Origin of the sequence: Rheinheimera baltica, from assembly GCF_030731985.1 — a bacterium.
Classification (GTDB): domain Bacteria; phylum Pseudomonadota; class Gammaproteobacteria; order Enterobacterales; family Alteromonadaceae; genus Alishewanella; species Alishewanella baltica.
In genome coordinates this window covers 372,025-398,507 of the sequence record NZ_JAPJDY010000002.1, presented here as the reverse complement: position 1 = coordinate 398,507, position 26,483 = coordinate 372,025, and the positions used below count along the sequence as shown (strand labels likewise).

Genomic DNA, 26,483 nt, shown 5'->3' with positions numbered 1-26,483 from the left:
AAAGCGAGATCTACCACACAGATGGTGTTAGTGTTTGAAAAAATTGTTGTCCTGCGCAATAAATTCTTGTTCCAGCTCTGCCAGATATTCTTCTGACAAGGCCGCATCTATTGGTGCCTTGTCGGGAATACGGTGGTTTTCTGCTGCCCAGTCGCCCAGATCTATTAACTTACAGCGTTCAGAACAAAATGGCCTGAAGGAGGCATCAGCCGACCAGACGACATCTTTATCACAGGTAGGGCATTTAACTTTCATAACGTAACTCCGAATTCAGTTGCCGTCATTCTAGCATTTTCAAGTCTATTGTTTGAACGTTAACAGCATGCCAATTGAAAACTGACATGTTTATCACTATTACTGCGGCCGGTTTCTTCGCAAAGCTGCATGAACCTGATGGCATAGCGATATTTGTTGCCACTGACTGTTGGGTAAGCATGTTCTAGCGGTGTGTAGCGAATACGCAATAGCTCGTGTTGCTCGGTATTACTTTGGTAAAAGCCATTCTTGGCCTTTATCTCAACAAAGGCGCCTTTCTCGCGAGTAAAACCCAGTATAAAACTAACAGCCTGCTGCACTAGGCTAAGTTCGCTACACCACTGCTGTGCGGCGGGTTGACGCAGCTCAATGGCTAAGTTAAACCAATAGTGCAATTGTGGTACATCAAAATAGCAGGTGCCGCCAGGTATGGCGAAACGTTGTCGCAGTGGGGCGAGAAACTTGTCGTCTTTTAAATTACCTACCAGCTTGCCATTGCGTAACAGCTCACTTTGTAAGCGTACAGCTTGTTGCAATACCGGTGTTAGCTTATCGTCAGACACCGATGGATGTTTAGACCATGCAACCAGGGCTGACTCGGTTCGTTCGCAGTCTTTAATCAGTTCAGGCCGGATATCATTACGATCTAACACATCTATCACTTCAAACAGTACGTTAAAAAAAGCTTGTTGCTGCCATTCATTTTCAAGCGACGTTAAATTTTGCAGTTGATTATGTAAGTGTTCTAGGCGCAAATAGGTGCGCATTTTTTCATTGAGTGGGTGTTCATAAAGTATTTCAGTCATTGGTATGTTGTTACACCTGTTAGGACAACACACTCAACGCCAGAAACTACTGTGATGTTGCCTGCAACAAATACTGCTTATGCAGGGCGGCAACTTTAGCGGGCAATTCAGAGAGACTGCTGTCATTAGTAATAATATCGTCGGCCAGTTTCAGCCGTTGCGTACGCGACATCTGTGCAGCCATTATGGCATTAATCTGTTCAGCATTGGCTGCATCACGTGTCATCGCGCGTTCTAGCTGCAGGCTTTCAGGTAAATCTATAACCAACACCCGTTGCACATATTGGTTTAGCTTGTTTTCCAACAATAAGGGTGCCACCAGCAAAGCGTAGGGTGACGTTAGCGTGTGCAATTGCTCGAGTAGCTGCTGCCTTATTGCAGGATGAAGCAATTGTTCCAGCCAGGCTTTGTCGGAGGCATGGCTAAAAATATGCTGCCGCAGTTTATGGCGGTTTAATTCGCCATTTGCTTGCAAAATGGTGTTACCAAATCGCTGTACAATTGCCTGAAGGCAAGGCGTGCCAGGTAACACCACTTCACGTGCGACAATATCAGCATCAACATAGCCTACACCCAAGTCAGCAAAAAGCTTAGCAATAGTACTTTTGCCGCAGCCTATGCCCCCGGTAAGGCCCACCACAAAGCCCGACATTACACGCCTAAATAGCGTAGATAGGCGTTTGTTAGTTGCTCACCCCACAGCATAGCTATCCAGCCTGCGGCGGCGATGTAAGGGCCAAAAGGTATTGGCGTCGCCTTGTCCTTACCCTGCACACTTAGTAATGTAATGCCCACTACAGCACCAACGACAGACGATAATAAAATAATTAGCGGCAATTGTTGCCAGCCTAACAAAGCACCAAACACGGCCATTAACTTAAAGTCACCGTAGCCCATGCCCTCTTTACCGGTAAGCAGTTTAAATAGCCAGTATACCGACCATAAACTAAGGTAACCTGCAGCGGCGCCAATAATGGCCTGTGAAGGATTAACAAAGGCTGAATCTGACAGACTAAATACCAGTACCAACCACAAGAGAGGTAACGTTAATTGATCAGGCAGTAGCATCCTGTCGATATCAATAAACGTGAGTGCAATAAGCGCCCAGGTAATGATAATAAGTAACAACGCCGGAACACCAAAACCCAACTGCCACGCTACGACACCAGACATAACCGCAGTAAGCGTCTCCACTGCCGGGTAACGCTTGCTAATAGGTGCACTACAGTTGCGGCATTTACCGCCTAATAGCAGCCAGCTAAGCACGGGTATATTATCTCGTGCCTTAAGTTGTGTATTGCAGCTGGGGCAGGCAGAACGAGGCACGGCCAGGTTAAATTTACTAGTTTCTTGCTGGGTTTGGTCCGCGTTAAAATAGGCCTGATATTCTTGTTGCCAGTCGTTTTCCATCATTTTTGGCAGCCGGTAGACCACCACATTTAAAAAGCTGCCAATCATCAGGCTAAAAATAACGACGGCAGCGATAAATGATTCAGGGTAACTACTAAATAGCTCAACGATATTTTGCACTACATTACCCTACAATTGCGCCAAGTTGGAAAATTGGCAGGTACATGGCAATAATCAAACCACCAATTATTACGCCTAGCACAGCCATAATAAGCGGTTCCAGCAAGGCGGTTAAGCCGTCTACTGCATCGTCGACTTCTTGCTCGTAAATATTGGCCACTTTGGCTAGCATACTATCTAGTGCACCGGATTCTTCACCAATAGACACCATTTGCACCACCATTTCAGGGAATTGGTCAGTTTGTTTCATGGCTAAATACATTTGATTACCGGAGGATACCTCTTCCCGAATAAACAAAATGGCGTTTTTATATACTTCATTACCAGCAGCGCCAGCAGCAGACTCCAACGCCTCAATTAATGGCACACCGGCAGCGAAGGTAGTAGACAAAGTACGGGCATAGCGCGCAACAGCGGCTTTATTCAAAATACCACCAATAACAGGCAACTTAATAATACGCCCATCGGCCCAGGTACGGAATTTCAGGTTGTTGGCATACGTTTTTTTTACCAGATAACCAAATGCAAAAATAAAGGCTAGTACTAGCCACCAGTACTCTTGCATGAATTCAGAAATGCCTAAGACAAACAAGGTAAAAGCTGGCAATTCAGCGCCAAAGCCGGCAAAAATTTCGGCAAATTGTGGCACCACAAAAATAAGCAGTATCGATGTTACAATGGCAGACACTACCAATACGGCTATCGGGTAAAACATGGCTTTTTTGATTTTAGACTTAAGTGCTTCGGCTTTTTCTTTATAAACTGCCAAGCGGTCAAAAATGGCATCCAATGAACCGGAAGATTCACCAGATTTAACCAGGTCACAATATAATTCATCAAAATACTTGGGGTGCTCACGCAGTGTTTCTGATAGCGGTAAGCCAGCTTGTATCTTTACTGATATTTTCTGCATTAAATTACGCATATTTTTATTGTCAGAACCGTTAGCAATCAAATCAATAGATTGCACCAGCGGCACACCAGCACCTAACATTGTGGCTATTTGTCGGGTGAAAATAGCAATATCTACCGGTTTAATGGCTTTGCCTTCGCCAAATAGCGATTTCGGTTTGCGCTTAACCCCTGATGGTGTAATGCCCTGCTGACGCAATAAGGCTTTTACTTCCGCTATGCTGGTGCCTTTAATTTCGCCGTCTACTTTTTTGCCGCGCCGGTTTACGCCTTTATAGCTAAATGCTTCCAGCTCTTTTATTTTAAATTGTTGTGCCTGAGCCATAGTTGTGTCCTGTTGCTGTGCATAAACGCACTATCTAAGCGGGGTAAATTGACGCACCGCTGAACGATTGTAAAGATAAATTTAACCTTTGGTTACCCGGTTTATTTCAGCGAGGCTGGTTAAGCCTGCAGCTGCTTTAATTAAACCTGACTGACGCAAATTATTCACGCCATCTTTCTGGGCTTGGGTGGCAATATCTAACGAGTTACCGCCTTGCATAATTATGTCGGCCATCTTGCCACTGATTGGCATTACTTCATAAATACCCACCCGGCCTTTATAACCGTTAGTGCAATGATCGCAACCTATCGGTTTAAATATTTTTATGCTAGGTAGCTGCTCGGGCGTAAAGCCTTGCTTTAACAGTTCAGCTTCAGGCAACACTTCTAGTTGTTTACATTGACCACAAAGCCTGCGGGCAAGACGCTGGGCAATAATTAACGACACCGAGCTGGCAACGTTGTAAGATGGCACCCCCATATTAAGCAAGCGGGTTAAGGTTTCCGGCGCCGAGTTAGTGTGCAGGGTGGATAATACCAAGTGACCGGTTTGTGCGGCTTTAATAGCAATTTCAGCAGTTTCTAAATCCCGTATCTCACCCACCATAACGACATCAGGGTCTTGTCGTAAAAAAGCTTTTAACGCAGAGGCGAATGTCAGGCCTGCACGTGGGTTGACCTGTACCTGGTTTACCCCGGCTAAGTTAATTTCTACCGGGTCTTCTGCGGTTGATATATTGGTTTCGCTAGTATTAAGAATTGCCAAACCGGTATACAGTGATACCGTTTTACCCGAACCTGTAGGACCCGTTACCAGTATCATGCCTTGCGGTTGGGCCAACGCATCTAGATAGAGCTTTTTCTGGTTTTCTTCATAACCCAGCACATCAATACCCAGCATGGCACTGTCTGAGTCGAGAATACGCATTACAATTTTCTCGCCCCAAAGCGTTGGTAAGGTACTAACACGGAAATCGATAGACTTTTTTGCTGACAGTTTTAGCTTAATCCGGCCATCTTGCGGTACTCGTTTTTCAGCAATATCCAGGCGTGACATGACTTTTAAACGCGCCGATAATCGCGTAGATAAGGCTACTGGTGGGCTGGCAACTTCATTTAAAATGCCGTCAATACGAAAGCGGATACGGTAGGTTTTTTCGTAGGGCTCAAAGTGCAAATCAGAGGCTCCTTTGCGAATAGCATCCAGCAGCATCTTGTTAATAAAGGCAATAATGGGCTGATCTTCTTTATCTGGCTGAGCGCCTGGGCCGTCGTCTTCTTCGGCTTGCTCAATGCCCATTGAGCCTAAATCCCAGTCGCTGTCGCTAAAATCGCCGCCCATACTGTTATCAAACAGTTTATCAATCAGCTTGTGCAGCTTGTCGTATTCCACCACAACCACTTCAGCGTTTAAGCCGGTATTAAACTCAAAATCTTCAATGGTTTGAATATTAGTGGGGTCGACAACCGCTAAAAACATATTACGGCCGCGTTTACCCAGCGGCAGCATATCGGTTTTACGGATCAGTTTTTCGTTGCGTAAATCTTCGGGTACAAAAGCGAGATCGTAATGCTCTAAATCCAGGCTAATGGCATGGCTAATACCGCTGGCTGCGCGGGCGAGCCCTTCTGAGGTAATCAGCTTTTCGTTTATCAACAGCTCGGGCAGGTTTTTAAACTGGCCACCTTTGTCGGTAACAATTTTAGTGGCTTGGTCGCCGTTAATAATGCCCAGCTGTACTAAGCGTCTAAATAAGGTAGAGGTAGTCGTAACGGCCATTAAGCGAAAACATCCTGATTTTGCAAATAAGACTATGCATAATCTGTAGATTATGCCACTAAACGATAGTTATTCAAGTTTAATACCTTTCGTAGGTCGGCTTTCTTAAAAGCTGGTGTATTCGGTTAAACAGTCGCAACCAATGAGTTTTACTTCCTTCAGTTACTGGTGCAATAATCATGACACTAGCAAGACTAAGGGTAACAATAATGACGTTATTACTTAAAGTACTGCCAAATAACTGTAGCAAGGGGTAGTGAAATAAATATAGCGTGAACGTCATGCCAGCAAAATAGCGGATGAAGAAGCTTACTCTATGGTTTATTGAAATATACCTTAATATTGAAGCTGTACCTAAAATGTTCATTGCAACTAACATAGATACAATGTAGTCATTTAGGAACCACCGACTCATATCTAGACTGATGAGTATAAATTCCTTACCTATTAATTCTTTGGTTGCGTTATACAAATAATTCGGTAGCCCGGAAAGGCGATATGCCGAATACAAAACTATAGAGCCGAACATTAAAAATAAACTAAACGAAAATCTAAGAGTTATGTTTTTATTTAGATGGAAAAGTAATACACCAACCAGCCATGTGGGTAATAGGATCAGTATTTTGGGTCCAGCAACAAGCGCCGCAAGCGCAACATATAATAGGCGCCGCCAGCCTTTGAGATAAAAAGCCAGCGCGAATATTAAATAGTAAAAAAACTCATATGAAAGAGACCAAAACGGTCCGTTTGAAAATGCCCGCCATGAGGTATGCCATATCTCATTGATAAAAAGCAGGTTGTAAACAAATCTTGCTAGTGGTTGGCTGTCTTCGTAGTAGGGGGTAATATAAATAGAAGGATTGAAATATTGACCAATGTAGTCGGCCAGAACCGTAAAAATTAAGGCCGGTACAGCAACTGAGTATAATCTGGCTAAACGGCTCTTTATAAAACTATTTATATCAGCAGGTTTTCGAGCCGTTGTATAAGCGATTACAAAACCAGACAATACAAAAAAAACGATAACTGCATCATGGCCAAAATTACCTACTACCCCTATCCACTGACCGTTTAAGCGTTCTGCCCGTGCGTGATAAGCAAATACTAATAAGGCCGAGAGTAAGCGCAAAAAATCAAGATAAAGAGAAGTAGTCTTCTCTAGCATCACCTCCTGTTTACACATTTTAAAGATGGGGAAATTTCTCAAAGTGCTTCTCCAAAATTAAATTGCGCCCTATAGCTATTAATATAGACTGTTAATCCACTGAAGTCATAGAATTGGAAATGTCCGCTTTAACAGTGAAGCTTAACCAATTAACCTTGTTATCAACAAAGTATCTGATTTTTTCTTCCTGATCACTAATTATCGGTGCATGATCTGATACTACAATAACTAATGCATTGTCTAATTCAGCATTTTCTATAGCTTTAGACAAGGTCGCAAAAAACTGTGCTTGTAGTTTAAGGTTACGACAACTTTGTGTGCTTGGGTCTACATCAAACTCCTCACAATTGAATATATCTAAAACTATATCTCTCTTGTCATAAGTTGCATGCGAGTTTAGTGTTAGCCAGTAAACAAATTGCTTCCCTGGTTCACTCAAGCTTTTAGTTACGTCATGAATAATCTCAAAGTCACAACCACCTGGGTATGAAAAACAACGCCTGTCCCAATTTAGATGTTCGAAAAAGTAAAAATTATTAAATCCTGCTGTCTTGTACCAATAAATGCGGTCGTACAAAACACCAGAGGCAGCATGAAAGGCTGTAGTGTTGAATCCTTGCTGCTTTAATTTATGCGGTAGGCAATGTTGAAAACCCTCTTTTACATCTTTTAAATTAAAGTGCAGAGGCGCCAGATTGCATAATTCACGCAATTCACCCGCTACTGTAGCACCAGAAAAACCAAATTCTCCAGATGAAAAATCTGTTATTTTGTCGTTTAGCTGTTTCAATGGACTTAGCAGTTTTGCGTTAATATTATCGTTGTGCACAACGCCCCAAGACTCATTAACAATGAGTAAAACTTTTTGATATTTTTCTTGTTCTAAATTTGAATACGCTTTAGATGTGGCGCCGGATATTTTATGATCAGAAAAAACTTGGCCATCTAAAAAGACACTTTGAAAAAAGAGGTCAGATCTCAAACGCCAGGTGTAATAAGTAGGGCTACCAACTAAAGGTGGATTATCAACGCGCCACACCCTTTGCTCCTCGATGGAGCGTGAATCTGAATAAAAAGATACAGCATAAATAACTATCGCTAAATTAAATAACACCAGCGTGTGTGCGGCACCGACATTTTTTTTGATGCTGAATACACCCCAAAAAAATATTAGTATTATAACAGCACCGAATGCAGTAGTTAGTTGATAGGTGGTTGGTGCTTCGAGAATGAATGAGGATAAGTACAGCAAATTATCCAAACGAACGAACTGAAATATTTGGCTAACTAAAGCTAACAAGTCAACCAGTAAAAATATAGCAAATAAAACATATCCAATTATTGTAAATGGGCTTACCACTAGTAATGCGGCAAACAGGTAATCAAGATTTACTAACGAGCGGCCTAAGTGAAAATAGCTCGCCGCCAATACAAAAAATATATTTGGTAGTACAACAAGTAATATTAAAGGTTTGATTAAATCTTTTTTTATGTTCATAAATAAATCTAATTATCGCGCAAAAAAAAAACACTCCGCAATGCGGAGTGTTTGTAGTATTACATAACAATTAGCTGCTGAATGTACAAGCACCTGAACCAGCGTTACAAGATACGTCTTTTTTCACTGTAGATGTACCACGAACTTTAGTGACAAAAGTTACTGCAGTTCCACCTTGATATTGCGCAGCTGTAGGAGTTGCGCCTGAAGCACATGCTGACGCAACATAAGCAGTTGCCGCTTCGTCATTTGCTAAGTTTGCAACAGCAGTTGCCATATATGATTTAGCTTCGTTCATACAAGCGCCGTTTGCACCGCGCTGAGTGTAGTCGCGGTAAGCTGGTAATGCTACTGCTGCTAAAATACCGATGATCGCTACAACGATCATTAATTCAATTAAGGTAAAACCTTGTTGAGTACGTTTCATAATTTACTTCTCCTGATGTTTTGTTAGCCAATAAGGCTACTGCATATTTTGGCTATTTTCATCGCAGTTGCAAGTAAAATGTACGTAAATTTGACAAACACTCCTAAATTATTGCTATTTATGAATATTTACTGAATGTAAATATAAACTCATTGTATTTTTATAGTATTAAAGTACTAGTTTTGGTGCTCTAAAAATAAGCGGTTTTACCGATGGTGTTTTGTGGTTTTATGCAGTTATCCAGCATACAAATTAAATTTGCAAAAAACGGGGCGGGTTAAGCTGTATCGCCTTAGTTGGGGGCGTATTGTCATTAAGCCGTATTAGAATGTTAGTTTGCCAGCAATGCCATTCTGGCCAAAAATGCTTGGCCCCAGGATGAGAACAGCCAGATAACGAGTAGGGCATTTCCTAAAATAACAAAGCCGAATTCACGGCGAAACTGATGTTTGCGGTTTTTATGCGCCAGTTGCTGCTGTGCCAGATAAGCGCCGGGCCAGCCACCTATTAGGCTAAACAATTGCAGGCTTTCTTCAGTTAAACGATTACCATGCCGCGCTATGGCCGCTTCTTTATCTGTTTTATACAGCCAATAGGTAAAAATACTGGCTTCAACATACAGCAGCGGTAGCACATAGATTAACCGGCCAAATAGCAGTGCAGCCGCAACCGCAATTAAGAAGCTAATACGAAAAATAAGTGCAATTTGATGCGCATACTGAATGCTAAAACCTTCGGTAGGGTAGTGCGAAGGCGTACTGGTATTTTTGTTTTTACTGGTAGTTTTGCTTGTCATTAACTGCCAGGGTGCGGCGATATTACGGCCCTGTTTATCTTGCGCCAGGCTAAATTGCAGTCGATCGCCTTGTGTTGGCCTTTCAGTGCGGTCGGTGTTGTCTCTTATATGGAAAAACAATTTTTCAGCCGTGTTGTCGCACAACACAAAACCAAAGCCTTTATCGTCGCGCCAAAACACCACTGTACCGGTTAAATGCATTAAACATATCCTGGATTATCGCCTCGCTCCCTGAGACCACAACAACGTACCAGAAGTTTAAACAACATTATATTATTTAGGCATTGTTTAGGGGGTATTCTTTAGTCGCATAGACAAATCAATGGCCTGCACGTGTTTAGTTAATGCGCCACTGGATATGTAATCGACACCCGTTGCCGCGAGCTCAGCTAAACGCTCACTGGTAATGTTACCTGACACTTCCAGCTTGGCCCGGCCGTTATTAAGCCTAACCGCCTGTTTAATGTCGGCCAGGCTAAAGTTATCCAGCATAATAATATCCGCGCCTGCAGTAAGAGCCTGTTGCAGCTCGTCGAGGTTTTCTGTTTCTACTTCAACCGGTTTGTCAGGAAAATTCTGCCGGGCTGTTGCCACCGCTTTGGCAATGGATCCTGCGGCGGCTATGTGGTTTTCTTTAATTAAAAAGGCATCGAACAGGCCAATACGATGGTTTTTACCACCGCCAACAAAGACGGCGTATTTTTGCGCAAAGCGCAAACCGGGAATAGTTTTACGCGTATCCAGTAACCGCGTGTTGCTGCCGGCTAAAAACTGCACATAATGCGCAGTTTGTGTTGCGGTAGCACTGAGTAGCTGCAAAAAGTTTAATGCACTGCGTTCACCTGTCAGCAAAATACGCGCCGGGCCTTGCAGTGTGCATAGCGTGGCATTGGCGCTTACCTTATCGCCGTCTTTAACCTGCCAAACAACCGTGACGTCGTTACCCAGTTGCTTAAATACCTCATCGACAAAGGTGGTACCACATATGACACAGTCTTCACGGGTAATAATGTGCGCGCTGGCTAGCTGGGTTGCAGGGATTAAAGACGCCGTAATGTCGCCTTGTGCAACCGGTAAAAAGCCCAGGTCTTCAGATAGTGCACTGGCGACAGCGCGTTGTATTTCATGTTGCAGCAAATCAAGGTAGTCAGTATGCATAATTATTGGTGTTGGATCAGCGTGAGTTGGTTGCCTTGTTGATGGAATTCTAACTGTTTTAACGCACTCATGCCCAGTAATATCTCTGCATCGCCACGACCATTGGCTAAATTAAGCACTATGCTGGCAGGAATATTGTACAACGTAATATCACCTAGTTGCAGGCTGTCTACCCGGCTTAAAAATGCCTGAGTCACACCATTGGCAGTGCTAACCTGCATAGGTTGACCAAATGGCATACCCAGCTGCTTAGCGGTGCTGTCATCTATTGCGATAGTAGTAGCGCCGGTGTCGAGCATAAAATTGACCGGTTGGTTATTAATAAGTGCAGTGCCAACATAATGGCCGCTTTTATTGCGAATTAATACTGTGCGGGTTTCACCGCCACTGCCCTGTATGCTGTGTAGTTGCTGATTAGGGTTAAGCTGTTTATCAATGGTGTCCTGAAAAAACATAAACAGCAGTACCATCAGTATTAACCAGGCAATAATGGCAAAGGTCTTACCATATTTGTTAGTTGGTTCAGGTGCTTGCATTAATAGCGTCCTGCGTTGACAATAGCGCTATAGCTTACTGATACCATCCGGCAAAGGCAAAACTTCTGATGAGTGCCCATGCGCCTACCATGACCATTCGCCATAGCCCGCATTTTGATGCGCGCCCCGCGGGCGAAAGCATCAGCTTGTTGGTGATCCACAATATTAGCCTGCCTGCTGGCAAATTTACGTTGCAACCAGAACAAAGTTACGTTGACGCCTTGTTTATGGGCACTTTGGATTGCAACGCGGATCCTAGCTTCAACGATTTGCGCGGAATGAGGGTGTCTGCGCATTGTGTTATTTGGCGCGATGGCCGTATTTTTAATTATGTCCCTTTTGACAAGCGTGCCTGGCATGCAGGTAAAAGTGATTTTAATGGCCGTGAGCGCTGCAACGACTTTGCTATTGGTATCGAGTTAGAAGGCACCGACAATTTACCTTATACTGAGCAGCAATATCTTAGTTTGATACAGCTGACGGATTTTTTGTTGCAGCAGCATCCGGCTATTACGTCAGAGCGTATAGTGGGACACTGTGATATTGCGCCCGGGCGAAAAACTGACCCGGGCATCGCGTTTGACTGGAAGCGTTACCAAAGAGCCATCAAGGAGTTTTCTGTATGACATTAATTAGTATGCTGCTGGCGTTAATTATTGAACGGTTGGCAGTGCGCAGTAACGCCTGGCAGGCGAGTCGTTATTGTCGGGCTTATGTAAGGTTTAGCGCAGGGTCGGCCCTTAATAAACTGGCATCGCATCAGCTTGGCCAGTATCTCTGGCTGGCATTGCCAGGTGCCGCGCTAACATTGCTACTTTATTTAGCCGACAGTCATTTGCTCTCACTGGTTGTCAGCACCTTGGTGTTGTTAGTGGCGATTGGTTGTTGGCATTATCGTCAGCTGTACAAGCAGTATTTAAATGCCATGGAACGAGGCGACGAAGAAGCCGCATTTCTGGCCATGCAACAAATACGCACCGATATGGGCAGTCAACGTGAGCAAAGCAGCTATGGCCAACTGTTGGTGTGGTTGAATTTTCGCTATTACGCCACCGTCGTGTTTTGGTTTTTGTTACTTGGCGTATTTGGTGTCATAACTTATGCGCTGGTAAGGCACCTACAAGAAACTGTAGCAGACGACGATGCGGCAGATTATGCCGTTTGCTTGGGTGATGACAACAAGGCGGTGCATTGTATTGCTCACTGGGCGCACTGGTTTCCTGCGCGTTTATTTGGTTTGGGTTTTGCGTTGGTGGGGCATTTTTCACGCGCCTCAACCACGCTGCTAAGTTATTTCCTTGATTTTACCGCCGACAACGAACACGTCGTTGCTGATGTGGCTACCGCAGCCGAGCCCTTACCTGTTGAGAGCTTGAATACGTTGGAAGACAGCAGCTATATGGTGCAGCTGGCTAAGCGCAATATGCTGTTTTTCTTAGCATTTGCAGCTATTTTAACCCTAAGTGGCTGGTTGGGGTAAACCGCTAGTCTGTTGTTAAGGCGCCTTTATGGCGCCTTTTTTGTGCTTATTTTTCCATTTTATGCCAACTTCACGCTGATTTCACAAACACCATGACACCCTGATTGTTAGTTAAACACAACCTGAAACGGGTAATTAGGATGAACAAAATCGGAGTGAAAAAAATGCTACTAACCTTAGGTGCGGTTATTACTGCCTTGGCTGCAGGCTGGTACGCTTTATTTGGCTTAAAACCCTACACGGTAAGTGCCGCGGACATTACAGAGCGTTATGCTTATACGCTATCTCAGCCGGTTAACCTGCAACTGCAGCAAGATGACAACAATGGCTATCATTTTCACTACAACAGTTTTGACGGCGCCAAAGTAAACGGCTATATGCGTTTACCCACATCTACAACGCAAATGTCACAACCCTTACCGGTACTGATTGGTGCACATGCGATGGGGCGTGCGCATGTGCGTTGGTGGCAAAATAGTTTTAAAGACAGGCCAACAAGGGAGAGCACCGACAAGATCACCAGCATGGCATTGGCAAAAGGCTATGCTGTGGTAACCATAGATGCGCGTAACCATGGTGAACGCAAAGATCCTAACCACAGTATCGTTGATATCATTAATAATTTGCATTGGTGGGGTGAGCGTGAGCCATATGAACAGATGCTGATAGATACCGTGCGCGATCATCGTTTGCTGATAGACTGGCTTGGTACTCAACCGCAGTTTGACGCAACGCGTATTGATGTTGCAGGCTATAGCATGGGCGCGCACGTTAGTTTGTTGCTGGCAGCAGTAGATAATAGAGTACGCCGCGTTGCCGCTGTGGTGCCGCCACATGTTAACAGTCGCACGGCCATCGTGGCGCCGTTGAACATGTTACAAGGGCTAGCAGATAATCCGGTATTACTCTTAACTGCTAATGATGATGAATATGCGAGTGAAAAAGAAAACATGCAGCTATTTAACGCCTTACCTAATGCCGATAAACAGTATCACGTGTTTACTAGTGGCCACTTGCTACCGGCAGATTATGTGCAACTGTTTGAGCAATGGTTGTAATGTCAGTAAGTAACAGCTTATCTGTGTTGGTAATTGAAGATAATCGGGCGATACAGGCTAATATCTCCGATTATTTTACTATGCAAGGTGCCGTGGTGGATTTTGCCTTGCAGGGCCGGCAAGGCGCTGATCTGGCATTGCAAAATTATTATGACGTAGTGGTGCTTGATTTAACCTTACCACAGTTAGATGGGCTTGATGTTTGTGCACTGCTGCGCAAGCGCGCGCCGCGGCATATTCCTATTCTTATGCTAACCGCACGAGATAGCTTGCAGCACAAGTTAGACGGTTTCAATGTCGGTGCGGATGATTATTTGGTAAAACCGTTTGATTTGGCTGAACTATGGGTCAGGGTGCAGGTGCTAGCCAAACGTTATCTGCAGCAGCATCATCAATTAATATTTGGAAACATTTGCTTGAACAAGCACTTACATCAGGTAATGTGTGATGCTAGGGTGATGGAATTAAAACCTATCGGATTTCAGCTGTTGAACATATTACTGGAAACGCACCCGCGTCCGGTTTGCCGCAGCGAGTTGTGTAGCAGGATTTGGGGCGATGAGCTGACGGAGTCTGATGCATTGCGCTCACATCTTTATCAATTACGAAAAACCCTGCAACAGCATGGCGCTTCAATAACTATTGAAACCTTGCTCGGCGTTGGCTTTGCCTTAAAAACAAAGGCTGCAACATGAAAATGCAATCACTGAGACGCCGCATTCTGCTTGCCTTTATCGCCAGTTCAGCCTTGGCGGCATTGCTGTTTGGTTTAAGTACCATTATTTTTGCTTATCATACTGAGGATCAGGTTTTTGAAACCTTTTTAAAAGCCGAAGCGTCCTATGTAGAGCAGCAGTTAGCATCTGATACCTTGGTAACACCGCGGCTGACGTTTGCGAGCTACTATAAGGAAATATCAGCGCTGCCGCAGCCTATTCAAACTAGCTTGCTACATGCGCCTACACGCAACGAGTTTGCTCTGGACGGCGGACGGCACTTCCACCTATTCCGGTTATCCAAGGGGTTTCTTCTGGCCGATGTTACTGAGCAATTAGTGGTTAGGCAAATGCGGCAACAGTTAGCCGTGTTTCTGTTCACGCTGCAGCTTATTGTTGTGCTGTGCTCTGCTGGCTTTGCTTATTTGCTGGCGAGACGCGTGTTAAAGCCTCTGCATCAATTAACCCGGGTGGTTGATAGTACCGGGCAACAGTCTGCTATGCCATTAACCGCAAGCTTTGCCAATGACTTTAGCCCGGATGAAATTGGTCGTCTGGCACAAGCACTGCAAAAATCCTGGCAGCGAGTCGCTGAATTTATCGGCCGTGAACAACAGTTTACTCAGGATGTGTCGCACGAGTTACGCACACCACTTACGGTAATTCAGGGCGCGCTTACGCTAATACAACATAGCCCGTTAACGACGCAGCAAGTACTGTTAGTACAACGTTTGCAAAGTGCGCAGTTACAAATAAATCAAACAATAGAGACACTTATGCTGCTGGCACGAGAGCAACTACCCGCTGCGGCACCTGTTAAGCTGTTGCCGTTGGTAGAGCAAAGCATACTGCAACAGCAAGCTAAGTTAGACGGCAAGACCGTTAAGCTGCAGCTTGATATTTCCGTGCAATCGCAGCTAACGATGGATGAAAATTCGCTGCTTATTTTACTGAATAACCTGATAGGTAATGCCTTTGAACATACGACATCAGGAGTTATTGGTATCACATTTCAGCATCAGGTATTGACAGTGCAGGATAGTGGCAGTGGTATTGACGCTTCAATACGTGAACAGGTATTTGAATCCGGTGTTAAGGGACAAAGCAGCCAGGGTATGGGTGTGGGTTTATCCTTGGTGAAACGGTTGTGTGACAAATGGCAGATCCTTTATCAGCTTCATAGCAATAACCAAGGCACTTGTGTTCGGCTACAATTCCCTGACTAATAATCTGGTCAGACCAATTCTTTCTACGCCTGTCACACCTTAGCCATGTTGAGTTATTACTCTAACTATTTTCCGCTTTTGCCTTTGCATAGATTCTCTGCTTTATTTACTTATTATGCAGAAACTGCTACCTTATCACCACTAAAAATAAATTGGTAAGACCAATTTACATCGAGTCCAATGCGGGCTCTGTACCAGGGCATACAGCGCAGCATGGCAGATTTAAAAATTAAACCGGCAAAACTCTCTGATCGCATTGTCGAGCAGCTAGAGAATATGTTGCTTGAAGGCAGTTTTACGCCAGGGCAAAAGCTGCCACCAGAACGTGATTTAGCTGAAATGTTTGCGGTGTCGCGGCCATCGTTGCGTGAGGCCATTCAAAAACTGGAAGCCAAGGGTTTAGTTAGCCGGCGTCAAGGTGGCGGCACCTACGTGTGTGACAATTTAGCTGTTGGGCTTACTGATCCGTTGTTTGAACTGATCGCCCGCCATCCAGAGTCACAATTTGATTTACTGGAATTCAGGCACGCACTGGAAGGTATTTGTGCGTACTACGCAGCATTGCGTGGCACAGATGCCGACTTTGCTCAAATTACTGCACACTATGACGCTATTTGTCAGGCGCAGCAGTTAAACGATATAGACGCAGAAGCCCGTGCTGTAGGCAGTTTTTATTTAGCCGTCGCAGAAGCGTCGCACAATGTGGTGATACTGCATTTAGTTCGCGGCCTAACACCATTAGTAGAGCAGAATATCCGGGTAAACCTGGAAACACTGCAGCAAAAAGAAGGCATTGTCAGCCAGCTGAATTCGCATCGGCAACGGCTAATGCAAGCGGTTATTAATGGCGAGCCAGAAAAAGCCCGCCAGGCTAGCAATGGCCATCTGGCCTTTATTGAAGAAGCTTTGCTGGATGTTGGCAAAGAGCGCTCGCGTATTGAGCGGTCTTTACGGCGCACGCAGCAAGGCTAGTATCTTATTATTAACGCACATGGGCATCTATAGCACAGGCGTGCATAACCAAAGGAAACCTCGATATGTCTGAAGTCAGTAAAGTTGACATCGACGCTCTGGAAACCAAAGAGTGGCTTGAAGCGCTGGAATCAGTTGTTCGCACCGAAGGGGTAGAGCGGGCACAGTTCTTGTTAGAGCAAGTACTGGAGCAGGCCCGGTTAGACGGTGTGGCTATGCCAACCGGCGTAACAACGAACTACATTAATACTATTCCTACGCAGCAAGAACCGGCTTATCCGGGCGATGTTAACCTGGAGCGACGTATTCGTTCGGTTATCCGTTGGAACGCCATTATGATCGTATTGCGCGGTTCGAAAAAAGAGCTGGATTTGGGCGGCCACATGGCATCGTTCCAGTCTTCAGCTGCGTTTTATGAAACCTGTTTTAACCACTTTTTCCGCGCACCAAACGACAAAGACGGTGGCGATTTAGTGTATTACCAGGGCCATATTTCACCGGGTATTTATGCCCGCGCTTTTGTTGAAGGCCGCTTAACGGCTGAACAGTTAGACAGCTTCCGTCAGGAAGTAGACGGCAAAGGCTTATCTAGCTACCCGCACCCTAAATTGATGCCAGAGTTTTGGCAGTTCCCTACGGTGTCGATGGGTTTAGGCCCTATTGCTTCAATTTATCAGGCGCGTTTCTTAAAGTACTTACACGGCCGTGGTTTAAAAGACACCAGTGCGCAGCGCGTATATGCCTTTTTAGGTGACGGTGAGATGGACGAGCCAGAATCACGCGGTGCTATCAGCTTCGCCGCGCGTGAGAAGCTGGGCAACCTGTGTTACTTAATTAACTGTAACCTGCAGCGCCTTGACGGCCCGGTAATGGGTAACGGTAAAATTATTCAGGAACTGGAAGGCTTGTTCCGTGGCGCCGGTTGGAACGTCATTAAAGTGGTATGGGGTCGTGGCTGGGACAAATTACTGGCCAAAGACACCACTGGTAAATTACTGCAACTGATGAACGAAACCGTCGACGGCGACTACCAAACTTACAAAGCTAACGATGGTGCCTATGTGCGTAAGCACTTCTTTGGCCGTTACCCGGAAACCACCGCACTGGTAGCCGATATGACTGACGAAGAAATTTTCGCGCTAAAACGCGGTGGTCATGAGCCGTCTAAGTTGTTTGCTGCGTTTAAAGCGGCACAGGAATGTACCGATAAACCGACGGTTATTTTAGCTAAAACCGTTAAAGGTTACGGCATGGGCGATGCGGCAGAAGGTAAAAACATCGCGCACCAGGTGAAAAAAATGGACATGACCCACGTGCTGCAATTGCGCAAGCGTTTAGGTCTGGAAGATTATATCAGCGAAGAGGCGGTGGCCGACTTACCGTATATTAAGTTGCCGGAAGGCTCGCCAGAGCTGAAGTACCTGCACGACCGCCGTGCGGCGTTAAACGGCTACACGCCAGTACGTTTGCCTAATTTTACGCAAAAACTGGAACTGCCGGCATTATCTGCTTTTGATGCATTGTTGGAAGAGCAAAAGCGGGATATCTCTACCACCATGGCCTATGTGCGGGCGCTGAATATTTTGCTGAAAGATCAGCACATAGGTAAGCAAATTGTGCCTATTATTGCCGACGAAGCCCGTACTTTTGGTATGGAAGGCTTGTTCCGTCAAATTGGTATCTATAACCCGGGCGGCCAAACGTATACACCGGAAGACCGTTCTGTAGTGAGCTACTACAAAGAAGATATCGGTGGACAGGTACTGCAAGAAGGTATTAACGAACTGGGTGCTATGTCATCCTGGGTTGCTGCAGCAACGTCTTACAGCACCAACGATTTACCGATGATCCCGTTTTACATTTATTACTCCATGTTTGGTTTCCAACGTGTTGGCGATATGGCGTGGATGGCGGGTGATCAACAAGCCCGTGGTTTCTTGTTAGGTGCCACAGCAGGGCGCACCACGTTAAATGGCGAAGGTTTGCAGCACGAAGATGGCCACAGCCATATTTTAGCCAGCACCGTGCCTAACTGTATTTCGTACGACCCCACCTACGCTTTTGAGCTGGCGGTTATTCTGCATGACGGTATTCACCGCATGTATGGCGAAGCACAGGAAAACATCTACTACTACATTACCGTAATGAACGAGAACTACCATCACCCGGCAATGCCTAAAGGCGCTGAAGACGGTATTCGTCGCGGTATTTATAAGTTGGAAAGCTTAAATGGCGACCGCGGTAAAGTGCAGTTGTTAGGCTCAGGCACGATATTAAACGAAGTGCGTAAAGCCGCTGAAATCTTAAGTAAAGATTACGGCGTTGCGTCTGACGTGTACTCGGTAACCTCGTTTAACGAGCTGGCACGTGACGGCCAGGACTGCGAGCGTTTTAACATGCTAAACCCGGAAGCCGAAGCCAAAACGCCATTTATTGCAAGTGTTATGAACGCGGCGCCGGCCATAGCGGCAACCGACTATATGAAAAACTATGCTGATCAAGTGCGTGCCTTTGTGCCTGCGGCGTCTTACAAGGTGCTGGGTACAGACGGTTACGGCCGCTCTGACAGCCGTGAGAATTTGCGTCGTCACTTTGAAGTTAACGCCGGCTACATTGTGGTAGCGGCATTAACCGAGCTGGTAAAACAAGGCGAACTGAAAAAAGCGGTAGTGGTTGATGCGATTAAGAAATTTGGCATCGACACCGGTAAAACCAACCCGCTGTACGCATAAGAGGATTGCAAATGACTATTGAAATTCAAGTTCCGGATATTGGTGCTGATGAAGTTGAAGTCACTGAGATTCTGGTCAAGGTAGGCGATAAGGTTGCCGCAGATCAGTCTTTACTTAGCGTTGAAGGTGACAAGGCGTCAATGGAAGTACCAGCGGCAGAAGCTGGCGTGGTAAAAGAAATTAAAGTTAAAGTAGGCGACAAGGTAAACACCGGCAGCCTGATTATGATTTTTGAAGGCGAAGCCGCTGCTAAAGCCGACGCCGCACCGGCGAAGCAAGAAGCTAAAACCGAGCCGAAAGCTGACGCTAAAACCGACGCTAAAGCTGACACGGCGGCCAAGACAGAAAGCAAAACCGCCGTACAAGATGTTAACGTACCGGATATTGGCGGTGACGCAGTAGAAGTTACCGAGATTATGGTTAAAGTGGGCGACACGGTAACCGAAGATCAGTCACTGCTTAGTGTTGAAGGCGACAAAGCCAGTATGGAAGTACCGGCGCCGTTCGCTGGTAAGGTTAAAGAAATTAAAATCAGTGTCGGCGACAAGGTGTCTACCGGCAGCCTGATTATGGTGTTTGAAACCACAGGCTCGGCCGATGCTGTACCGGCAGAAGCTGAAGCGCCAAAAGCAGAAAGCAAAGCCGAAATTAAAGCTGAAGCTGCGCCGGTCAAAACTGAAAGCAAAGCTGATTCTGCTCCTGCATCGTCAAACGACGGCTTTGTTGAAAACACGGCCTATGCGCATGCATCACCAGTTATTCGCCGTTTAGCACGTGAATTTGGTATTAACCTGGCCAAGGTTAAAGGTACCGGTCGTAAAGACCGTGTAGTAAAAGAAGACGTACAAAACTATGTGAAACAACTGGTGAAACAGGTTGAGTCTGGTGCAGCAAGCGCTGGTTCAGGCGCCGCTTCTGGAGCAGGAAGCAGCATGGGCTTTGATTTAATCGCCTGGCCTAAAGTCGATTTTGCTAAATTTGGCGAAGTTGAAGCCAAGCCGCTGTCACGTATTCAAAAACTGTCTGGTAACAATTTACACCGTAACTGGGTGCGCATTCCGCATGTTACCCAGTTTGACGAAGCCGATATCACCGGCCTGGAAGACTTCCGCAAAGAGCAAAACGCATTGGCCGAGAAGAAAAAACTCGGTGTTAAGTACACGCCACTGGTGTTTATTATGAAAGCCGTGGCCAAAGCACTGGAAGAATTCCCCACCTTCTGTAGCTCGCTATCAGAAGACGGTGCAAGCTTAATATTAAAGAAATACGTGCACTTAGGTATTGCGGTAGATACACCCAATGGCTTAGTGGTGCCGGTGGTTAAAGACGTTAACAAAAAAGGCATTATCGAGCTGTCACGCGAGCTGCAGGAAATCTCGGTAAAAGCGCGCGAGGGTAAATTAACCTCCAGCGACATGCAAGGCGGCTGTTTTACCATTTCAAGCTTAGGCGGCATTGGCGGTACGGCGTTTACGCCTATTGTAAATGCGCCGGAAGTTGCCATATTAGGGGTATCGAAGTCTGACATTAAGCCAAAATGGAACGGTAAAGAGTTTGAGCCTAAGCTGATGTTGCCGTTAAGTGTGTCTTACGACCACCGCGTTATAGACGGTGCCCTGGCAGCACGCTTTACCGCAACACTGGCCAGTTATCTGGCCGATATTCGCCAGATCATTATGTAATACATTTTACTTGAGCAAATTTTGTGTCCCGTGCTGAAAAGTTACGGGACATCGCTCAGGCAGGATGTTAAAATTCTGCCACTTTTTTCGCCTGATAGCCTTGTCCTACATGCTGCTATCAGTCACCCGAACTGACCCGATATAAAAGGTAATACGATGAGCAACGATATTAAAACTCAGGTAGTAGTCGTGGGCGCAGGCCCTGGCGGTTATTCTGCAGCGTTTCGTGCAGCAGATTTAGGTTTAGACGTTACCCTGGTTGAAGCCCGCAGCACCTTAGGTGGCGTGTGCTTAAACGTAGGTTGTATTCCGTCTAAAGCCTTATTACACGTTGCTAAGGTGATTGACGATGCCCGCGATATGGCATCACACGGTGTGACTTTTGGCGCACCAGAAATTGATTTAGATAAAATCCGTGCCTGGAAAGACAAAGTGGTTGGTCAGTTAACCAACGGCTTGGGCGGCATGGCGAAAATGCGTAAAGTTAAGGTAGTAAATGGCTTCGGTAAATTTACCGGTGCGAACACCTTACAGGTTGGCGACACCACTATTACCTTTGAACAGGCTATTATTGCCGCTGGTTCAGAGCCAGTTGCACTGCCATTCATTCCAAAAGATGACGACCGCGTTATCGACTCAACCGGCGCACTGGAATTAAAAGACATCCCGGGCGAAATGCTGGTATTGGGCGGCGGTATTATCGGTTTAGAAATGGGCACTGTTTACCGTGCGCTGGGTTCTAAAGTATCGGTAGTAGAATTTGCTGACCAGTTAGTACCCGCAGCCGATGCTGACTTAGTTAAAGCCTACACCAAGTACAACAGCAAAAACTTCAACATCATGTTATCTACCAAGGTAACGGCAGTTGAAGCTAAAGACGACGGCCTGTACGTTACATTTGAAGGTAAAAACGCACCAGAAAAAGCTGTTCGTTATGACAAAATTCTGGTAGCAGTTGGCCGTAAGCCAAACGGCAACCTGTTAGACGCGGCAAAAGCCGGTGTTAACGTCGACGAGCGCGGCTTTATCAATGTAGATAAGCAACTGCGTACTAACGTTGGCCATATCTATGCTATCGGCGACGTTATCGGTCAGCCAATGTTAGCGCACAAAGCCGTACACGAAGGCCACGTGGCTGCTGAAGTTATCTCTGGTATGAAGCACTACTTCGACCCACGCTGCATTCCATCAGTAGCCTACACCGACCCGGAAATGGCCTGGACAGGCGTTACTGAGAAAGAAGCGAAAGAGCAGGGCTTAAAATATGAAACCGCTACCTTCCCATGGGCAGCGTCAGGCCGTGCTATCGCCTCAGCCCGTACTGAAGGCTTCACTAAGCTGATTTTCGACAAAGACACGCACCGCATTATCGGTGGCGCTATTGTCGGTATTAACGCCGGTGAAATGCTGGGTGAAATCTGTTTAGCCGTAGAAATGGGTGCCGACGCAGAAGACATCGCGTTAACCATTCACGCTCACCCAACGCTGAACGAGTCTATCGGTTTAGCCGCCGAGATGTACGAAGGTTCAATCACCGACCTGCCAAACCCGAAAGCAAAGAAGAAGTAATTTTTCTGAGTGAGTGTTTAAGACCAAGGCCGCTTATGCGGCCTTTGTTGTTTTATACCAGCAATTCAGGGGACGTACGGAGGAGGTCGCTATGTTTACTAATAAATCTGTTAATGCAGCCATCTCAGCGCTTTTGCTCAGTTTTAGCGCACATGCCGATATGGCGTTTAAACATCAGAGTGGCGTAAAGCTGTTTCAACACTATGCTCAGGCCAGTTGTTTGGCTACCGCCTTTACTGAAGGTGAGATTTACGATCAGGCAGTAAGTGCACTAAACGGCTATCGCGAGTTTGGTGCTATGCCGCTGGAGGCCTACGACGCATTGATAAAGCCGATACAGCAGTGGCTGCAAAAAGACTACGCCACGCAAGCGGGCAAGCAAAATAACCTGATGAAGTGTATAGACTTTGCAGAGTCAGAGCTGGTGACAAAGATCTATCAGGGCTACGCCGCTGAATTGCCGGATATGAATAAGAAGAATTAATTTCGCGAGAATAGAATGAACCAAAGGCCGCGAATGCGGCCTTTGTTGTTTTTAAGCGCTTTAAACTGGATATTCTTTAATCTGCTATCGTTTGTTTCAGCTTGCTCATATCTCTGTTAGTCAACGCTTCATACCTGTCTAGGTATTGGCGCGCTAGTTCGGAGTCATAAGTTTCAGGGAAATGAATATAGTCTGCTAGAAGCATTGCGAGTGATAACATACTTTCTGGATGCCCCTTGTCACTGAGTTTTGTTAACACTTCAATTGCTTGCTGATGAAACTTTAAACGAACATCGCGCTGATAGAGTTCTTGAGCAAAAATTGATTTTTGACTAAGCATTGAAGCATACTTTGATTGAGCAACTTCATTCCCTAAGTTTACGGACTCAATGAGATAGTTATCCACAGCTAGCAGCATGTCTGCTTCGCTCATATTTTGATAATTCTGACATTCAAACTGGGCATTGCTAAACCGCTGGTTCAATTCGCTATAGTCATGGCCGGTTTCATTGGTGAAGTTATTTGCAGCCTGCTCCACGCTCCCATAGGTAGAGACAGTGCTGAAGTAATTTAAACAATACTCTGCAAGTACATGTTTGTTAAATGACGCTAATGACTCAGCCGGAGTTTCAAGTTTATATAATTTTTTTTCAGTATTTATCAGATTGCTTTTATCGTTGGGAATTAAAATCGAGCGCTGGCTCTCTTTTGAATCAATGCTATTGGGCGAAAAATCGTCTGCCAAACCTAAATTCGATGAAATTATTTCTGGAGTTGTACCTACCGGCGCTACACTTTTTAATTCATGGCTTGCGGGCTCTGTAGCGTTGTTTTTATTATTAAAGTTAATTGAGTAGATGTAGAGCATGAGTAGAGTCGAGATGCATACGCTCAGAATTATGGTGACTTTACTCCTTATTTTCTTCATAAAACGATCTCAAAATACATTTAAATTTACAGGCAATTTGAATTACTTTCAGGGGATGTTATTGAGCATAAAATAACACACCGAAGCGGTAAAGCATTTACTGGAACTACAAATATTAGGGTAAATATTAGGGGCTGAATTCGTGGGGATCCCTCAGGGTCAGATCAAAATTAACTGATTCAGCTGATGTGTAGCAGCTTTAATTTTAATCTGGCCCTAATTATCAGGTTGAATATGGCGCTTAGCAGCCGTAAGGTGTTGACCAAAATGCATTTAGCTCAAGTAAAGGCTGAGGTTAAAGGGTGAAGCAAAAGCGGTTTTTAATAGCGTTGCTACTGGTGTTTGTGCCGCTTATCGACAGCGTGTTCTTAGGCAATACATTTGGCCTGCAGTGGCACAGCCCGGTGCTGATGTACCAGGTGAGTGTGTATTTGGTGCCGGTAAAGCTGCTGTTAACGCTTGCAGGTATAGTGCTCTTATTCAAAAAGCCTGTGACTGGTGTGTCTAAGCTGGCTGAATTTAGCGCAGTATCATTAGGTTTATTGCATATTTGCTTACTCGCAGTCGCGTGTTTGGGCATGGTTTTATTTGGTACTAAAACTCAGTTTTATCGTGCTAATGGCAATATTCAGCTTTATACAGCGGATGTGGGGGCGATGGGCAAGTCGTATCATTATTTCTCATATTTATGTCGCAAGCCATTCGGTTTCTACACGCTTACGCCAATTAGCAAAGAAGACTGGCTGGGGCAATTTAGTTTTAGCCAGCAGGGAAAGCAGCTGGTTATAACACTACAAGAAAATAGCGAAGCGAGCGAAAATAATACCATTAGCCGAGATATTCCATCGCACGATTGTGAGTAATAATGTCTGTGCTGCAAGATAGCGGTAGTTATTTTTAACGCGTATACGCGACCAGCTTCCTTGTGAGCTTTTAAAAAACGGTGTTCTTTTGTTAGTGATGTCTATGTGGTGTATTGAACATAAATAAAATAACACTAGACAGGTATCAGTTAACACTATAGAGTCACCTCCAGCTAGAAAGAAGTCTGTTATTTACATCCTACATTTCGTTGTTTTATTCGTAATCCTCCGTCCTGCAGTTTTTAAGTTCAAGTCAATATTTTTAAGTAATTCAAGCCTCTTGAAGGCATTACTATATAAATTTCAGGATATTATTATGTCTAATACAACTACCGGAATCGTTAAGTGGTTCAACGAAGCGAAAGGCTTTGGCTTTATTGAACAACAATCTGGCCCGGATGTTTTTGCCCACTTCAGTGCCATTGCCAGCGAAGGTTTTCGAACCCTTACAGAAGGCCAACAGGTGCGCTTTGTTATTACGAATGGCCAAAAAGGGCCGCAAGCCGAGAATATTGTAACTATCTAATAAATAGTTAAGTGTAAAAAAGGCAGACCCAACTGGGTTTGCCTTTTTTTATGCTGCAAATGACGTGTTTTATCGCATGCCATAATGCCTGCATGATGCGATAGCAGCTTATAATCAGCAAGTTGCTGAGCACGGCACCTTTGCTGAGCGGCTCGGGCAAATATAGTGCTGCAACAGTTTAGCGATGCCCGCATAGAGCAACAGCGGGTTGTGGTGCTGACTAATACCCTGTTTCACAATATTGATGTCTTGCTGGTAGCGCTGATTAAGCCGAAAACAACCGCTGCCTTATTAGCCTAATTCCAAATACCCGTCACTATTGAAGAACAAGCTAGTTTTATCGACTTGCTGGATATTGCGTCGGTATCGGCAAAGCGTTTAAAAGCTACGGAAATCAACTTGCAAAGTTGCCGCCAGCAAATCAAAGAAGGGCCTTGATTTGCTAATTGACGGCTTCTGAACCTTATGGGTTAGATCCAATAGTTACTGTATTTGTACTGAATTGCGGCAATAACCGGCATTTCTGTCGGTCTGGAGAATCTGCACAGTCTGCCAGTGCCAGTTCAATGCAATCAAAATACAGCAGCATACAGCCAATTACTGCCGCGCCTAAGCAGTAAAAAGCACCTTTATTTAACGTTACCGCTTCAACATGGCTGAACAATCCTTTAAGCAGTAGCGACAGGTAATAGCCAAAATAACCAAAGCCGAAGACTGTAAGAATTGCAAATAGCGTGAGCCCAGCAGTTAATTGCCATGTTGCCAGCTCATTTTCGTCTTTATGCATCAAAATAACCTTGGTGAAAGAGCGGGAAATGGGGGCGTATCTTGTTTATTGCCATTTAAAAGAACTTTAGGAATCTATACGATCGAATCTATAGGGTCAGTGAGATATATATTGTGAGCATTTTAAACTCATAACAAAATTAAACCAGCCTCTTAGGCAAATCCGCAAAGTAGTATCTGGCTGTTAATAGATAGGTTCAAAACGTTTGTTTCTAAAGCAACTGTTCAAACAAATGCCGGCTGGCTTCGCCAATATCGGTATGCGTCTATCCCA

27 protein-coding genes are annotated in these 26,483 nt (G+C 45.1%); 13 read left to right on the top strand and 14 right to left on the bottom strand.

Features of this window, described 5'->3' with window-relative positions:
• Positions 1-27: 27 nt before the first annotated feature.
• The 12 genes from yacG to ORJ00_RS04675 all read right to left on the bottom strand — a co-directional run bounded on the left by yacG (position 28) and on the right by ORJ00_RS04675 (position 11,187).
• Entirely contained in the window at positions 28-255 is a 228-nt protein-coding gene (gene yacG, locus ORJ00_RS04730) for a DNA gyrase inhibitor YacG (RefSeq protein ID WP_306139137.1), read from the bottom strand.
• Between the two features lie 59 nt (positions 256-314).
• Positions 315-1,061, bottom strand: coding sequence for a cell division protein ZapD (zapD, locus tag ORJ00_RS04725; RefSeq protein ID WP_027670870.1), 747 nt, complete (start codon positions 1,059-1,061; stop codon positions 315-317).
• Positions 1,062-1,107: 46 nt separating this feature from the next.
• Positions 1,108-1,713 (bottom strand): dephospho-CoA kinase, encoded by a 606-nt coding sequence (gene coaE / locus ORJ00_RS04720; protein ID WP_306139136.1) that lies wholly within the window; start codon positions 1,711-1,713, stop codon positions 1,108-1,110.
• Complete coding sequence (locus ORJ00_RS04715) at positions 1,713-2,582, bottom strand: prepilin peptidase (protein ID WP_370304637.1); 870 nt, start codon at positions 2,580-2,582, stop codon at positions 1,713-1,715. The genes coaE and ORJ00_RS04715 overlap by 1 nt, the downstream gene beginning before the upstream one ends.
• A 13-nt stretch (positions 2,583-2,595) precedes the next feature.
• Positions 2,596-3,828, bottom strand: a complete 1,233-nt coding sequence (locus ORJ00_RS04710; RefSeq protein WP_306139134.1) for a type II secretion system F family protein — start codon at positions 3,826-3,828, stop codon at positions 2,596-2,598.
• Between the two features lie 81 nt (positions 3,829-3,909).
• Entirely contained in the window at positions 3,910-5,607 is a 1,698-nt protein-coding gene (gene pilB / locus ORJ00_RS04705) for a type IV-A pilus assembly ATPase PilB (protein WP_306139133.1), read from the bottom strand.
• A gap of 79 nt (positions 5,608-5,686) precedes the next feature.
• Positions 5,687-6,772 (bottom strand): acyltransferase family protein, encoded by a 1,086-nt coding sequence (locus ORJ00_RS04700; protein WP_306139132.1) that lies wholly within the window; start codon positions 6,770-6,772, stop codon positions 5,687-5,689.
• Between the two features lie 91 nt (positions 6,773-6,863).
• Positions 6,864-8,270, bottom strand: coding sequence for a sulfatase-like hydrolase/transferase (locus ORJ00_RS04695; protein WP_306139131.1), 1,407 nt, complete (start codon positions 8,268-8,270; stop codon positions 6,864-6,866).
• A gap of 70 nt (positions 8,271-8,340) precedes the next feature.
• A complete protein-coding gene (locus ORJ00_RS04690) occupies positions 8,341-8,700 on the bottom strand; it encodes a pilin (RefSeq protein WP_306139235.1) in 360 nt (119 codons plus the stop codon).
• A 328-nt stretch (positions 8,701-9,028) separates the two neighbouring features.
• Positions 9,029-9,694 (bottom strand): DUF1294 domain-containing protein, encoded by a 666-nt coding sequence (locus ORJ00_RS04685; RefSeq protein WP_306139130.1) that lies wholly within the window; start codon positions 9,692-9,694, stop codon positions 9,029-9,031.
• Between the two features lie 87 nt (positions 9,695-9,781).
• On the bottom strand, positions 9,782-10,651 hold the full coding sequence (gene nadC / locus ORJ00_RS04680) for a carboxylating nicotinate-nucleotide diphosphorylase (protein WP_306139129.1): 870 nt from the start codon (positions 10,649-10,651) through the stop codon (positions 9,782-9,784).
• Between the two features lie 2 nt (positions 10,652-10,653).
• On the bottom strand, positions 10,654-11,187 hold the full coding sequence (locus tag ORJ00_RS04675) for a retropepsin-like aspartic protease family protein (protein ID WP_306139128.1): 534 nt from the start codon (positions 11,185-11,187) through the stop codon (positions 10,654-10,656).
• Between the two features lie 68 nt (positions 11,188-11,255).
• On the opposite strand from ORJ00_RS04675, the gene ampD reads away from it, so the two are divergent.
• The 10 genes from ampD to ORJ00_RS04625 all read left to right on the top strand — a co-directional run bounded on the left by ampD (position 11,256) and on the right by ORJ00_RS04625 (position 23,106).
• Positions 11,256-11,813 (top strand): 1,6-anhydro-N-acetylmuramyl-L-alanine amidase AmpD, encoded by a 558-nt coding sequence (ampD, locus tag ORJ00_RS04670; protein ID WP_306139127.1) that lies wholly within the window; start codon positions 11,256-11,258, stop codon positions 11,811-11,813.
• Entirely contained in the window at positions 11,810-12,667 is an 858-nt protein-coding gene (gene ampE, locus ORJ00_RS04665) for a regulatory signaling modulator protein AmpE (protein WP_306139126.1), read from the top strand. The genes ampD and ampE overlap by 4 nt, the downstream gene beginning before the upstream one ends.
• Positions 12,668-12,807: 140 nt before the next feature.
• Positions 12,808-13,725 (top strand): alpha/beta hydrolase family protein, encoded by a 918-nt coding sequence (locus ORJ00_RS04660; RefSeq protein WP_305977605.1) that lies wholly within the window; start codon positions 12,808-12,810, stop codon positions 13,723-13,725.
• Entirely contained in the window at positions 13,725-14,420 is a 696-nt protein-coding gene (locus ORJ00_RS04655; RefSeq protein WP_306139125.1) for a response regulator transcription factor, read from the top strand. The genes ORJ00_RS04660 and ORJ00_RS04655 overlap by 1 nt, the downstream gene beginning before the upstream one ends.
• Positions 14,417-15,667 carry a sensor histidine kinase gene (locus ORJ00_RS04650; RefSeq protein ID WP_306139124.1) on the top strand — a complete coding sequence of 417 codons (1,251 nt, stop codon included), beginning with the start codon at positions 14,417-14,419 and terminating at the stop codon, positions 15,665-15,667. Before ORJ00_RS04655 ends, ORJ00_RS04650 begins: the two co-directional genes overlap by 4 nt.
• A gap of 213 nt (positions 15,668-15,880) precedes the next feature.
• On the top strand, positions 15,881-16,639 hold the full coding sequence (gene pdhR / locus ORJ00_RS04645) for a pyruvate dehydrogenase complex transcriptional repressor PdhR (RefSeq protein WP_027670859.1): 759 nt from the start codon (positions 15,881-15,883) through the stop codon (positions 16,637-16,639).
• Between the two features lie 65 nt (positions 16,640-16,704).
• Positions 16,705-19,371, top strand: a complete 2,667-nt coding sequence (gene aceE, locus ORJ00_RS04640; RefSeq protein ID WP_305977347.1) for a pyruvate dehydrogenase (acetyl-transferring), homodimeric type — start codon at positions 16,705-16,707, stop codon at positions 19,369-19,371.
• 11 nt (positions 19,372-19,382) lie between these two features.
• The gene (aceF, locus tag ORJ00_RS04635; protein WP_306139123.1) at positions 19,383-21,053 is read left to right on the top strand and encodes a dihydrolipoyllysine-residue acetyltransferase; all 1,671 of its coding nucleotides are present in this window, start codon (positions 19,383-19,385) and stop codon (positions 21,051-21,053) included.
• Between the two features lie 156 nt (positions 21,054-21,209).
• Complete coding sequence (gene lpdA, locus ORJ00_RS04630; protein WP_027670856.1) at positions 21,210-22,622, top strand: dihydrolipoyl dehydrogenase; 1,413 nt, start codon at positions 21,210-21,212, stop codon at positions 22,620-22,622.
• A 91-nt stretch (positions 22,623-22,713) separates the two neighbouring features.
• Positions 22,714-23,106, top strand: a complete 393-nt coding sequence (locus ORJ00_RS04625) for a T6SS amidase immunity protein Tai4 family protein (protein ID WP_306137010.1) — start codon at positions 22,714-22,716, stop codon at positions 23,104-23,106.
• A 76-nt stretch (positions 23,107-23,182) separates the two neighbouring features.
• Here ORJ00_RS04625 and ORJ00_RS04620 read toward each other — a convergent pair whose 3' ends face one another.
• A complete protein-coding gene (locus ORJ00_RS04620) occupies positions 23,183-24,034 on the bottom strand; it encodes a hypothetical protein (protein ID WP_306139122.1) in 852 nt (283 codons plus the stop codon).
• A 302-nt stretch (positions 24,035-24,336) separates the two neighbouring features.
• Here ORJ00_RS04620 and ORJ00_RS04615 point away from each other — a divergent pair, with 302 nt between their 5' ends.
• The 3 genes from ORJ00_RS04615 (at position 24,337) to ORJ00_RS04605 (ending at position 25,723) form a co-directional block, all read left to right on the top strand.
• Positions 24,337-24,897: a hypothetical protein gene (locus ORJ00_RS04615; RefSeq protein ID WP_306139121.1), complete on the top strand. Its 561-nt coding sequence runs from the start codon at positions 24,337-24,339 to the stop codon at positions 24,895-24,897.
• A 316-nt stretch (positions 24,898-25,213) separates the two neighbouring features.
• Positions 25,214-25,423, top strand: coding sequence for a cold-shock protein (locus ORJ00_RS04610; RefSeq protein ID WP_027672545.1), 210 nt, complete (start codon positions 25,214-25,216; stop codon positions 25,421-25,423).
• Between the two features lie 165 nt (positions 25,424-25,588).
• Positions 25,589-25,723 carry a hypothetical protein gene (locus ORJ00_RS04605; protein WP_306139120.1) on the top strand — a complete coding sequence of 45 codons (135 nt, stop codon included), beginning with the start codon at positions 25,589-25,591 and terminating at the stop codon, positions 25,721-25,723.
• Positions 25,724-25,886: 163 nt separating this feature from the next.
• On the opposite strand, the gene ORJ00_RS04600 is transcribed toward ORJ00_RS04605, so the two are convergent.
• Positions 25,887-26,210, bottom strand: coding sequence for a hypothetical protein (locus ORJ00_RS04600; protein WP_306139119.1), 324 nt, complete (start codon positions 26,208-26,210; stop codon positions 25,887-25,889).
• Positions 26,211-26,483: the final 273 nt, after the last annotated feature.

Bases quoted from the DNA above. Each gene is read 5' to 3' on its own strand.
- ampE (WP_306139126.1), top strand. From the start codon at position 11,810: ATGACATTAATTAGTATGCTGCTGGCGTTAATTATTGAACGGTTGGCA.
- pdhR (WP_027670859.1), top strand. From the start codon at position 15,881: ATGGCAGATTTAAAAATTAAACCGGCAAAACTCTCTGATCGCATTGTC.
- coaE (WP_306139136.1), bottom strand. From the start codon at position 1,713: ATGTCGGGCTTTGTGGTGGGCCTTACCGGGGGCATAGGCTGCGGCAAA.
- ORJ00_RS04650 (WP_306139124.1), top strand. From the start codon at position 14,417: ATGAAAATGCAATCACTGAGACGCCGCATTCTGCTTGCCTTTATCGCC.
- aceF (WP_306139123.1), top strand. From the start codon at position 19,383: ATGACTATTGAAATTCAAGTTCCGGATATTGGTGCTGATGAAGTTGAA.
- pilB (WP_306139133.1), bottom strand. From the start codon at position 5,607: ATGGCCGTTACGACTACCTCTACCTTATTTAGACGCTTAGTACAGCTG.
- lpdA (WP_027670856.1), top strand. From the start codon at position 21,210: ATGAGCAACGATATTAAAACTCAGGTAGTAGTCGTGGGCGCAGGCCCT.
- ORJ00_RS04600 (WP_306139119.1), bottom strand. From the start codon at position 26,210: ATGCATAAAGACGAAAATGAGCTGGCAACATGGCAATTAACTGCTGGG.
- ORJ00_RS04660 (WP_305977605.1), top strand. From the start codon at position 12,808: ATGAACAAAATCGGAGTGAAAAAAATGCTACTAACCTTAGGTGCGGTT.
- nadC (WP_306139129.1), bottom strand. From the start codon at position 10,651: ATGCATACTGACTACCTTGATTTGCTGCAACATGAAATACAACGCGCT.
- ORJ00_RS04695 (WP_306139131.1), bottom strand. From the start codon at position 8,270: ATGAACATAAAAAAAGATTTAATCAAACCTTTAATATTACTTGTTGTA.
- ORJ00_RS04700 (WP_306139132.1), bottom strand. From the start codon at position 6,772: ATGCTAGAGAAGACTACTTCTCTTTATCTTGATTTTTTGCGCTTACTC.
- ampD (WP_306139127.1), top strand. From the start codon at position 11,256: ATGAGTGCCCATGCGCCTACCATGACCATTCGCCATAGCCCGCATTTT.
- ORJ00_RS04675 (WP_306139128.1), bottom strand. From the start codon at position 11,187: ATGCAAGCACCTGAACCAACTAACAAATATGGTAAGACCTTTGCCATT.
- aceE (WP_305977347.1), top strand. From the start codon at position 16,705: ATGTCTGAAGTCAGTAAAGTTGACATCGACGCTCTGGAAACCAAAGAG.
- ORJ00_RS04610 (WP_027672545.1), top strand. From the start codon at position 25,214: ATGTCTAATACAACTACCGGAATCGTTAAGTGGTTCAACGAAGCGAAA.
- ORJ00_RS04620 (WP_306139122.1), bottom strand. From the start codon at position 24,034: ATGAAGAAAATAAGGAGTAAAGTCACCATAATTCTGAGCGTATGCATC.
- zapD (WP_027670870.1), bottom strand. From the start codon at position 1,061: ATGACTGAAATACTTTATGAACACCCACTCAATGAAAAAATGCGCACC.
- yacG (WP_306139137.1), bottom strand. From the start codon at position 255: ATGAAAGTTAAATGCCCTACCTGTGATAAAGATGTCGTCTGGTCGGCT.
- ORJ00_RS04685 (WP_306139130.1), bottom strand. From the start codon at position 9,694: ATGCATTTAACCGGTACAGTGGTGTTTTGGCGCGACGATAAAGGCTTT.
- ORJ00_RS04710 (WP_306139134.1), bottom strand. From the start codon at position 3,828: ATGGCTCAGGCACAACAATTTAAAATAAAAGAGCTGGAAGCATTTAGC.
- ORJ00_RS04655 (WP_306139125.1), top strand. From the start codon at position 13,725: ATGTCAGTAAGTAACAGCTTATCTGTGTTGGTAATTGAAGATAATCGG.
- ORJ00_RS04625 (WP_306137010.1), top strand. From the start codon at position 22,714: ATGTTTACTAATAAATCTGTTAATGCAGCCATCTCAGCGCTTTTGCTC.